The 10,276-nt window shown below is 70.3% G+C and carries 11 protein-coding genes; 3 read left to right on the top strand and 8 right to left on the bottom strand.

From position 1 onward, the window contains the following. The first annotated feature begins 96 nt into the window (after window positions 1-96). The 3 genes from treZ (at window position 97) to OUY22_RS19610 (ending at window position 3,098) form a co-directional block, all read left to right on the top strand. Window positions 97-1,797 carry a malto-oligosyltrehalose trehalohydrolase gene (gene treZ, locus OUY22_RS19620; RefSeq protein ID WP_408638181.1) on the top strand — a complete coding sequence of 567 codons (1,701 nt, stop codon included), beginning with the start codon at window positions 97-99 and terminating at the stop codon, window positions 1,795-1,797. A gap of 185 nt (window positions 1,798-1,982) precedes the next feature. Further along, on the top strand, window positions 1,983-2,879 hold the full coding sequence (locus OUY22_RS19615) for a hypothetical protein (protein WP_270156485.1): 897 nt from the start codon (window positions 1,983-1,985) through the stop codon (window positions 2,877-2,879). A 72-nt stretch (window positions 2,880-2,951) separates the two neighbouring features. Next, window positions 2,952-3,098, top strand: coding sequence for a hypothetical protein (locus tag OUY22_RS19610; protein ID WP_270156484.1), 147 nt, complete (start codon window positions 2,952-2,954; stop codon window positions 3,096-3,098). Here the strand turns inward: OUY22_RS19610 and OUY22_RS19605 are convergent. From OUY22_RS19605 to OUY22_RS19570, 8 genes are all read right to left on the bottom strand, one after another. Next, entirely contained in the window at window positions 3,088-3,537 is a 450-nt protein-coding gene (locus OUY22_RS19605) for an aromatic-ring hydroxylase C-terminal domain-containing protein (protein ID WP_270156483.1), read from the bottom strand. The two genes, OUY22_RS19610 and OUY22_RS19605, sit on opposite strands and share 11 nt — an antisense overlap. Window positions 3,538-3,764: 227 nt before the next feature. Next, on the bottom strand, window positions 3,765-4,058 hold the full coding sequence (locus OUY22_RS19600; protein WP_270156482.1) for an MTH1187 family thiamine-binding protein: 294 nt from the start codon (window positions 4,056-4,058) through the stop codon (window positions 3,765-3,767). Between the two features lie 119 nt (window positions 4,059-4,177). Further along, entirely contained in the window at window positions 4,178-4,507 is a 330-nt protein-coding gene (locus OUY22_RS19595) for a hypothetical protein (RefSeq protein WP_270156481.1), read from the bottom strand. Window positions 4,508-4,516: 9 nt separating this feature from the next. Next, complete coding sequence (locus OUY22_RS19590) at window positions 4,517-5,194, bottom strand: uracil-DNA glycosylase (RefSeq protein WP_270156480.1); 678 nt, start codon at window positions 5,192-5,194, stop codon at window positions 4,517-4,519. 109 nt (window positions 5,195-5,303) lie between these two features. Continuing rightward, the gene (locus OUY22_RS19585) at window positions 5,304-6,203 is read right to left on the bottom strand and encodes a carbohydrate ABC transporter permease (protein ID WP_270156479.1); all 900 of its coding nucleotides are present in this window, start codon (window positions 6,201-6,203) and stop codon (window positions 5,304-5,306) included. Beyond that, window positions 6,200-7,582 (bottom strand): ABC transporter permease, encoded by a 1,383-nt coding sequence (locus OUY22_RS19580; RefSeq protein ID WP_408638180.1) that lies wholly within the window; start codon window positions 7,580-7,582, stop codon window positions 6,200-6,202. Before OUY22_RS19580 ends, OUY22_RS19585 begins: the two co-directional genes overlap by 4 nt. A gap of 6 nt (window positions 7,583-7,588) precedes the next feature. Beyond that, window positions 7,589-8,914 (bottom strand): ABC transporter substrate-binding protein, encoded by a 1,326-nt coding sequence (locus tag OUY22_RS19575; protein ID WP_270156477.1) that lies wholly within the window; start codon window positions 8,912-8,914, stop codon window positions 7,589-7,591. A gap of 8 nt (window positions 8,915-8,922) precedes the next feature. Then, complete coding sequence (locus OUY22_RS19570; RefSeq protein ID WP_270156476.1) at window positions 8,923-10,221, bottom strand: ABC transporter substrate-binding protein; 1,299 nt, start codon at window positions 10,219-10,221, stop codon at window positions 8,923-8,925. Window positions 10,222-10,276 lie beyond the last annotated feature (55 nt).

Here is a 10,276-nt window from a genome sequence, read left to right as displayed (position 1 = left end):
ACCTGCTCGGCGGCGGCGTGCACACCGGGCGCGTCCCGCTGGCCCACCTGCTCGGTTCCCTCCCCGTCGCACTGCTGGAGCGAAATGATCTTTGACGTGTGGGCACCCAACGCCACGGCCGTCGAGGTCGAGACCCTGGACCGGCGGTTCCCCCTGACAGGGAGGGCGGACGGCTGGTGGTCACTGGACGTGCCGGACGCCACTCACGGCACCAGATACACGTACGTGCTCGACGGCGACGGCCCCTACCCCGACCCGCGCTCCCGCCGCCAGCCCGAGGGCGTCTTCGGGCCGAGCGCCGTGTACGACCACGCCCGCTACACCTGGGCCGACCACGACTGGACGGGCCGCGACCTGCGCGGAGCCGTGATCTACGAGCTGCACATCGGCACCTTCACCCCCGAGGGGACGTTCCAGGCCGCCGCCGGCCGGCTGGACCACCTGGTCGAGCTGGGCGTCGACTTCGTGGAGATCATGCCGGTCGCGCCGGTGCCCGGCGCGCGCAACTGGGGGTACGACGGGGTCGACCTGTACGCGGTGAACGAGACGTACGGTGGCCCCGACGGGCTCAAGACCTTCGTCGACGCCTGCCACCGGGCGGGCATCGGCGTCATCCTGGACGTGGTCTACAACCACCTCGGCCCCTCGGGCAACTTCCTGCACCCGTTCGGCCCGTACTTCGGCGGATTCGAGGGGAGTTACTGGGGCGAGGCGGTCAACCTGGACGGGCCCGGCTCGGACCCGGTGCGCCGCTACTTCGTCGACAACGCGCTGCAGTGGCTGCGCGACTACCACATCGACGGGTTGCGCCTGGACGCCGTGCACGCGCTGCACGACAAGCGCGCCACCCACCTGCTGGCCGAGCTCGCCGAGGAGGTGGACGCGCTGTCGTGCGCCGTCGGCCGGCCGCTGTCCCTGATCGCCGAGTCCGACCTGAACGACCCGCGCATGGTCCGGTCCCTGGACGCGGGCGGCCTGGGCATGACCGCCCAGTGGAACGACGACGTACATCATGCCCTGCACACCGCGGTGAGTGGCGAGACCCACGGCTACTACGCCGACTTCGCCGGGCTGTCCGCGCTGGTGAAGGTGCTCACGCGCGGGGTCCTGCACGACGGCGGGCACTCCAGCTTCCGCGGGCGGGCGCACGGCCGGCCCTACACCGGCGTCCCCGGTCACCGGCTGGTCGCCTGCCTGCAGAACCACGACCAGATCGGCAACCGGCCGATGGGCGACCGGCTGCCGATGCCGGCGCTCAAGCTGGGCGCCGGGCTGCTGCTGACCTCGCCGTTCACGCCGATGTTGTTCATGGGGGAGGAGTGGGGGGCGGGCACGCCGTTCCTGTTCTTCTCCGATCACGTGGAGCCGCACCTGCGGGAGAGCGAGGGCGAGCGCAGGAAGAAGGAGTTCGACGGCTTCGGCTACACGTGGGAGGCGCCGGACCCGTCGGCCGAGGAGACGTTCCTGCGCAGCAAGCTCGACTGGCAGGAGCTGAAGGAGGAGGCGCACTGGTCGCTGCTGTGCTGGTACCGCGACCTGATCGCGCTGCGCAGGGCGCTGCCCGAGCTGACGGACCCGCGCCTGGACCGGGTCCGGGTGGAGACCGACCCGGGCGGGCAGTGGCTGGTCATGTGGCGGGGCGGGGTCTGCGTGAGCGTGAACTTCGGCACGGACACGGTCACGGTGCCGGTACCGCGGGGCAGGGTGCTGCTGGCCTCGGACGATCCGGTGACGGGCGACGAGGAGGGGACCAGGCTCCCCGGCCAGTCCCTGGTCATCCATCGCCCTTCGGGCTGACGCGCTCTCCGTGACCGGGTGGATCACGCTCGGGAGCGCCGTCCGAGGGCTCATCCCCGGAACCCCGCGCTTACCTCGGTCCACAGGCGCGTACCTACGCGCCGGTTATCCCCAGAACGAGGTTCGTCTCGGCGGGTCAGGCCCGTTTCCGCCGATCCTGAGGGCCCCGACCACCGGAGGCCCTCATGAAGATCGTCCTGCCCCTGCCCGCCGCCCTCACGTCCCTCTTCATCGTCACGCTCACCGTCGCCCCCGTCACGCCCTGGCGGCTGACCGGCCCGCACAGCCAGGCCGCCATGGCCGCGCTCGGCACACCCCGCCTGCGGCTGATCCACCATCCCACCCCGTGGAAGCCCGGGGCCATCCCGCTCACCCCCGACGAGCGCCGCCTGCTGCGCCGCTCCGGACAGCACCTCACCGTCTCCTCGACGGCCCCGCCGCACGCGTCCCCCGCCGCCGCCCAGGCCGCCAGGGCCGCCGCCCGTGCCCTCGCCCGGACGTACGAGGGACTCCTGTTCGACCCCCTGACCGGCGGCGTCCTGCCCGCCCGCCACCCGGAGCCCGCCGCCTTCGACCTGGCCGACGGGTGGCTCGGCTGGGACATCCGGGTCCACGACGACGCCACCTGCCCGCCGTGGGACCCGGCCGGCACCGCCGCCTGCGACGGCCTCACGATCACCTCCCGGGGCCTGCGCCGCTTCGGCCTGCCGGAGATCACCCTCGACGGCGCCGCCTGCGCCCATACCCTGTGCGCCGCCGACCTCCTGCGCACGGTGGCCGCCCGGCTGGTCGCCGGCCACCTCGCGTTCGCCTCCGCCCATCCCGACGCCCGCCGCCGGGCCATCGACGACCACCTTCCCCTGCCTCCCGGCCCTCTCGGCGTCCGCCTCACCCCGTGCGCGCCCGCCCCCTCACCAGGCCGGGGCAGCATCAGACGCCTGAGAGTCAGGCCCGCCACCGGTCCCGGCCCCGCCGCCTGCCTCCAGGTCGGGCCGCCGTCGGGGTTCACCGGCTCGCTCAACGACTGGCTCTGCGCCACCCCGACCCCGCTCCGCACCGGCCTCACCCCCACGGCGGCCTGAGCCGTGGCTCCTTTCGCGCCCCTGGACGGGCCGGGCGGGGAACGTCAGGTGGCGGTCGTTCGTAGAACTGACGTGGACCCTTTCGAAGACCTCGACCACAGGCTGAGAGAGACCCGCGAGCGCGTCCGCTGGTTCGACCACTTGGCGGCGCAGCGCACCACGCTGGGCCGGCAAGATCTCGGCGACCTCGGCGGCCTGGCGGGTTTCGTCAGCGGCTGAGAACGCGGCGCAGGGCCGACTCCAGCGTGGCGGCCGGGTCCGGGTCGGGGCCGGTGGCGCGCCAGGCGACGTAGCCGTCCGGCCGGACCAGGACCGCCCCGCCCGCGCCGACGCCGTACCGCGACCGCCACGCGCCCTCGACGTCCACCACGTCGTCGCCGAGGACGATCCGCGACAGCGCGACCCCGAGACGCCTGGACGCCAGGCGGCCCGCGTCCGACCAGGCCCGCCCGCCTTCGCCGTCGGCCAGGAGCACGAACCCGGCGCCGAACAGGTCGACCGTGGACACCTCCCGGCCCTCCCTGCCCAGCCGCACGTGCGCGGCGCGGCTGCCGGGGCGGCCGGTGGGGTGGCGCGGGTCCTCCAGGAGGGAGCCGTCGTCCGCCGGGTCCTCGATGACCGCTGTGGAGTGGTAGCGGGCGCCGAGGATGGCGCCCATCGGGTCGTCGAGCGGCTCGGGATAGCCGGCGCGCGCGGCCGTCGTTCGGCGAGCAGGACGGGGATGTTCCGCCAGGCCAGGAGCATGGCAGCGCTCAGCCCGGCGTATCCGCCGCCCACGATCAGGACCGGGACGCGGTGGTAGGGCATGACGACCTCCCAAGGGACGAGTAATATCGCGTCCGCCACGATATGTCGCGTCTTGGGAGGGGTCAAGACATATCGCGTTTAGTGATCCAGGTGCTGTTCCAGCGACTCCACCTTGCTGGTCATGCCGTCCGTGACGCCGGGGCGCAGGTCGGCCTTGAGGACGAGGCCCACGCGAGGCGCGACCTCGGCCACCGCGTCCACGGCCCGCTTGACCACGTCCATCACCTCGTCCCACTCGCCCTCGACGGTGGTGAACATGGCGTCGGTGCGGTTAGGCAGCCCGCTCTCGCGCACCACCTTGACGGCGCGGGCGACGGGCTCGGCGACGCCTTCGCCGACGCCCAGAGGGGTGATGGAGAATGCGACGATCACGACGTGTCCTTCTGGATAGTCCCCGATGAGCGACCTCAGGCCGGCTCCAGCCGGGGCGGCCCGCGCCTCGCGCGCCGCGTCCCCGGCTGCTCACCTCCGACGGGTGGCCGGCCGGACGGTCACAGGTGGAGGTGCTCGTCCTCCGCCTCTTCCTCGTCCTCGGCCGGGCCCTCGGACGGCTCCACGCCGAGCATCGCCTCGCGCGGCTCGATCTCCTCGATGTGGTCGACGAGCTGCAGCACGTGCTCGGGCTCGATCAGCCACTGCAGGGCCGAGGCCCCGGTCTCGTCGGACCTGACCAGCTCGGCCTGCTCGTTGCGCTCCTCGTCGGTCAGCTCGGCCTCGGGGTGGCGGATCTCCGCCAGGGCCGCCGCCTGAAGGGCGTCCACGTCGAGCACTTCGACCGTCAGCTCGACCGTGAGTCGTAGGAACTTCTGTGCGTCACTCATGCGACGAGCCTAGGGCAGCTTCCACTCCACGGGGGCCGCGCCTTGCTGGACGAGCAGCTCGTTCGCCCGGCTGAACGGCCGGGAGCCGAAGAAGCCGCTGCGCGCCGACAGCGGGGAGGGGTGGGCGGACTCGACGCGCGGCACCGACCCCAGCATGGGCGCGAGGTTGCGCGCGTCGCGCCCCCACAGGATCGCGACCATCGGCTTGCCGCGCTCGACCAGGGCCCGGATGGCCTGCTCGGTGACCTCTTCCCAGCCCTTGCCGCGGTGGGAGGCGGGCTTGCCCGGCATCACGGTCAGCACCCTGTTGAGCAGCAGCACGCCCTGGTCGGCCCAGGCGGTGAGATCGCCGTTGGCCGGCCGGGGCAGCCCCAGGTCGGACTCCATCTCCTTGAAGATGTTGACCAGGCTGCCGGGCAGCGGCCGCACGTCGGGAGCGACGGAGAACGACAGCCCCACGGGGTGACCTGGCGTGGGGTACGGATCCTGCCCCACGATCAGCACCCTGACGTCGTCGAAGGGCTGGTTGAAGGCGCGCAGCACGTTGCCCCCCGAGGGGAGGTACTGCCTGCCTTCGGCGATCTCCTTGCGGAGGAACTCGCCCATGTGGGCGATGCGCTCTGCCACGGGCTCCAGCGCGCGAGCCCATCCGGCTTCGACGACTTCGTTCAGTGGACGTCCGGCCATGGGCGATGAGCTTAGCCAGGTCTGGCGGGCGATGCGTACGGAACCCGGAGAAATGATCACCAAGGAGCGGGCGCCCGTGCCCCCGCGGGATGCGGGCGCCCGCCGAGGTCTACTTCACCGAGCCGGCCATCATGCCCTGGACGAAGTAGCGCTGGAACGCGAAGAACAGCACCAGCGGGATGATCAGCGACAGGAAGGCGCCGGACGAGAGGATGTCCATGTTGGTGCCGAACTGCCGCATCTGGGACTGGAGGTACTTGGTCATCGGCTGGTTCGCCGAGTTGGCGAAGACCAGCGCGATGAGCATGTCGTTCCACACCCAGAGGAACTGGAAGATGCCCAGCGAGGCGATGGCGGGCTTGCCCAGCGGGAAGACCACCGACACGAAGATCCGCCACTCCGGCGCCCCGTCCATCCGCGCCGCCTCCAGCAGGGAGGCGGGGATGCCGATGAAGAAGTTGCGCAGCAGGAAGATCGCGAAGGGCAGTCCGAACGCCACGTGGAACAGCACCACGCCGGGGATCGAGCCGAAGATCCCGGCCTGGCCGTAGAGCGCGGCCACGGGGATCAGCGCGATCTGGATCGGCACGATGAGCAGCCCGACCACGACCAGGAACAGCAGGTCCCGGCCGGGGAACTCCATCCAGGCGAACGCGTACGCCGCCATGGCCGCGATGCCGATCACCAGGATCGTCGTCGGCACCGTGATGGCCACCGTGTTCCAGAAGGACGCCCCGAAGCCGCCCGCCAGCAGGTCGCTGTAGTTGGCGATGGTCAGCTCGGCCGGCTTGGTGAAGATCGTCCACCAGCCCTCGGCGTTGTTGACCTCCGTGGTGCGGAGCGAGACCACCAGCAGGCCCAGCGTGGGGACCAGCCAGAAGAGGCCGAGCAGGATCATCACGACCTGGACGACGCCGCTGCCGAGGCGGTCGACGATGCGGCCGATCAGGTTTCTCCGCGGCGCGCCGGCGTGGCTGCGCGCCGGTGCCGGTGCCGTCGCCGTCGTCATGAGTCGCCCCTCTTGAACCTGCGGATATTCATGATCATGAAGGGCAGGACCAGGATGAGCAGGAAGACGGCCAGCGCGCTGCCGAGTCCCTGGTTGTTCCCGCCGCCGAACGAGACGCGCCACATCTCCAGCGCGATCACGTTCGCCTCCGGCTGGACCGACGGCGGTGCGATGATGAACACCAGGTCGAACACCTTCAAGGTATTGATGATCATCGTCACGAAGACGACGAGCAGGACCGGCGACAGCAGCGGCACCGTGATCCTGCGGAACACCTGCCACTCGCTGGCGCCGTCGATGCGGGCCGCCTCCAGCGCGTCCCGCGGGATGGCCGCCAGGCCGGCCGCGATCAGCACCATGGCGAACCCGGCCCACACCCAGACGAACGCCCCGATGATCGCCGGAGTGATCAGCGTCGGGCCGAGCCAGGTCAGGCCGTTGTAGGCGGCGGTGAAGTTGTCCGCCGGCAGCCGCACCACATAGGAGCCCGGGGACAGGCCCTCGAACCGGAACGAGCCGTCCTCGGCCGTCGTCGCGGTCGCCGCCACCTGGCCGTCGCTGACCGCCTCCACGGTCATCCCCGGCAGGCCCTTCTCGGTGGCGTCCGGCTGACCGTTCACGCCACCGCCGCCGGGGGTGAAGTCGAACCACACCGTGCCGGCCAGCCCGTCGCCGCCGGTCGCCGCGACGGCCGGCTGGGCGTTCGCGGGCATCACCTCCGGCTTGACGCCCACGATGGGGATCAGCACGGGCTGTCCTGCCTCGACCGGCTGCTTGGTGACGACGGTGCCGTCCTCCTCCGCGGCCACCGGCGACTCGTCGCCGGTCCGGGCGCGCGCCTCCGGGTAGCCCTGCGCGGAGGAGAACGTGTCGCCCACCACGGTCATGACGGCGTTGGCCAGGCCCTTGTCGGGGTCCTCGTCGTACACGAGCCGGAAGATGACGCCGGCGGCCATCAGCGAGACGGCCATCGGCATGAAGACGATCAGCTTGAACGCGGTCGCCCACTTGATCCGCTCGGTCAGCACCGCGAAGATCAGGCCGATCGTGGTGACCACGATCGGGGCGACGACCACCCAGATCAGGTTGTTGCGGATGGTCCGCAGCGTGCCGCCGTCGCTGAAGATGGTCCCGTAGTTCTCCAGCCCGACGAACGTCTGCCCAGAGGCGTCGAACAGGCTTCGGAAGATCGAGTAGCCGATCGGGTAGACCACCCAGATGCCGAGCAGCAGGGCCGCCGGCATGAGGAAGATGATGGCGATCGTGGGTGACGGGCCGAGGCGTCGTCTCTTAGGGGGGGTATCAGGTCCCGAGGTAGGCCCGCCCGTGGAGTCCACGGGCGGGTCCTGGGGGCCGTCCAACCTTTCGGTCACGGCCATGCCTCTTTACTTCCAGGCCTTCTTGGCCTCGGCCTCCAGCGCCTCCTGGGCGCCCTTGACGTCACTCGGGTCGCGCAGGAAGTCCTGCAGGACCTTCCACTCGCCCTTGCCGTCGGTGCCGCCGAAGGCGCTGGGCGCGAGGTCGGACATGTCGTAGCGGACCGACTCACCGGCCGAGACGATCGTCTGGCCGAGCTGCTTGGTCATCTCGTTCGGGTAGTTGTCGGGGGAGACGTTCCTGTTGGGGGACAGGTAGCCGGGCAGCTTGGCCCAGATCTCGCCGCCCTCCTTGGAGGCCAGGAACTGCAGCAGCGCCATGGCGCCGGGCGAGTCCTTCATGGCCACCGCGACGTCACCGCCGAGCACGACCGGCGCGGTGTCGCCCACCTTCGGGAACGGGAAGTACTTGGCGTCCTCGCCGACCTTGGCGCCGGACTCCTCGGCCGTGACGGCGACGAAGTCGGCCTCGATCACCATCGCGGCCTCCTTCTCGCCGTAGACCTTGGTGACGCAGGTCGGGAAGTCGGTCTGCAGCGCGCCGGAGGTGCCGCCGGCGACGAACTCCTTCTTGCCGGCGATCTGCGCGATCTTCTCCAGGGCGGTGGCGACGCTGGGGTCGGTCCAGGGGATCTCGTGCTTGGAGAGCTGGTCGTACTTCTCCGGGCCGGCCGAGGACAGGTAGACGTTCTCGAACAGGTCGGTCAGCGTCCAGCCGGAGGCGCCGCAGAACGAGAACGGCGCGGTGCCGGAGTCGGCGATCGTCTGCGAGGCGGTCACCAGCTCGTCCCATGTGGTCGGCGGCTGCACGCCGGCGTCCTCGAAGGCCTTCGACTGGTACCAGACCAGGGACTTGTGCGCCGCCTTGATCAGCACGCCGTACACCTGGCCGTCGGCGGAGCCGAGCTCCTTCCAGTACTCGGTGTAGTTGGCGTCGATCTCCTTGGTGACGTCGTCGGTGAGCGGCTTGAGCGCCTTCTGCTCGGCGTACTGCTGGACCAGGCCCGGCTGCGGCAGGATCGCCACGTCGGGCGGGCTGCCGCCCTGGATGCGCGGGCCGAGGTAGGCGCCGGTGTCCTCACCGGTGGAGGCGTAGGTGACCTTGGCGCCGGTCTTGTCGGAGAAGGCCTTGAGCACCTGCTCGAAGTTCTTCTGCTCCTCGCCGGTCCACTTGGCGGCCACCTCGAGCGTGACGCCCTCGAGCGTCTTGCCGCCGGCGCTCTCGGAGGCGGCGGGAGCGGACGAGGCGGGGTCGGAGGCCGTCGGCGCGTTGCCGCAGGCGGCTACCGCCACCGCCAGACCGGCCAGGATCGCTGCTGCTCTGCCGTTTCGCATGGCTTGCCTCACTGTGTTCGGATGATTTCTTCAAGTTCGGCTTTCAACGAGACCGCCACGTCGTCCGCGGTCTCGCTGATCGGGGGGTTGAGCGCTTTGGCGACCGTGCTCGCGATCACCAGGCTGAGCTGGTTGTAGTGCGGGCTCGCCGCGCGCGGCTCGGCGGCGAGGATGCTCTCTTTGAGTACGGGCAGGTACGGGAAGCGCTCGATGAGCTCGGGATCGTCGTAGAGCTCGGTCCACACCGGGGGGAACGATCCCTCGGTGAGCACCCGGCGCTCGTTCTCCAGGCTCGTGAAGTAACGGATGAACTCCGTCGCGGTCTGCTGGTGCTGCGAGTAGGCGCTGATCGCCAGGTTGATGCCGCCCAGCGAACTGCTCCCCGGGCCGTCGGGGCCCGGCAGCGTGGTGACCGCGATCTTGTCGCCGAGCCTGTTCCTGGCCGGGCCGTAGGCGTGCGGCCAGTTGCGGGCGAAGGCGAGCCGGCCTTCCTGGAAGGCGAGGCGCGACTCCTCCTCCTTGTAGTTCAGCGACTCTTCGGGGATCCAGCCCTCGCGCAGGCCCTGCTGGAGGAACTCCAGCGCGGTCGTCGCGGAGGCGGGGTCGAGGGTCACCTGGGTGCCGTCGGTGCTGAGGATCTGCCCTCCCGCCGACTGCACGGCCTCGGAGAAGTTGACGGTCAGCCCCTCGTACGCGAGAAACTGTCCGGCATAACCCTCGATATCGTGCTTTTTCGTGATCTGTTGGGCTTGTTGGCGAAGCTCCGCCCATGTTCGGGGCGGCTTCCTCACCAGGTCGGTGCGGTAGTAGAGCAGCCCCGCGTTGCTCGTGTACGGGACCGCCCACAGCTTGTCCTTGTAGATCGCGGTCTTCACGACGGGCGGCAGGAACTTGTCGAGCGGGAAGGACCCGCGCTCCAAGGGGATGATCCAGCCGTTCTCCGCGAACTCCGCGGTCCACACCACGTCCAGCCCGAGCACGTCGTAACGGGTGCTGCGGGCCTGCAAGTTGGCCACCATCTGGGCGCGCTGCTCATCGGCCGCCTCGGGCAGTTCGATGAGCGTCACCTTCTCGGCCGGGTGGGCCTGGTTCCAGCGATCCAGCAAGGGTTGAAGGTACGCCGTGGTGTCGCGCCCGGTGGCGAACGTGATCGGGCCGGTGCCTCCGGTCCGAGCCGTGTCGCCACCTTCATCACCCGTCGCCGCGCATCCCGTCGCCGTGAGGACGGCGAGGACGAGCGCCAGACGACGGAACACCGCTATTTCCTCCTTGTGCGCAGAGGTTACATACGTGTTAGGTAGATGCATTCATGTTATGCACACCGGTAATCTGGTGGTCAACGGGAATGCATGTAACGCATCC

It is taken from the genome of Nonomuraea corallina, assembly GCF_027620315.1.
Taxonomy (GTDB): domain Bacteria; phylum Actinomycetota; class Actinomycetes; order Streptosporangiales; family Streptosporangiaceae; genus Nonomuraea; species Nonomuraea corallina.
The sequence above is the reverse complement of the archived record's forward strand: the minus strand, read 5'-3'. Positions and strand labels throughout refer to the sequence as shown.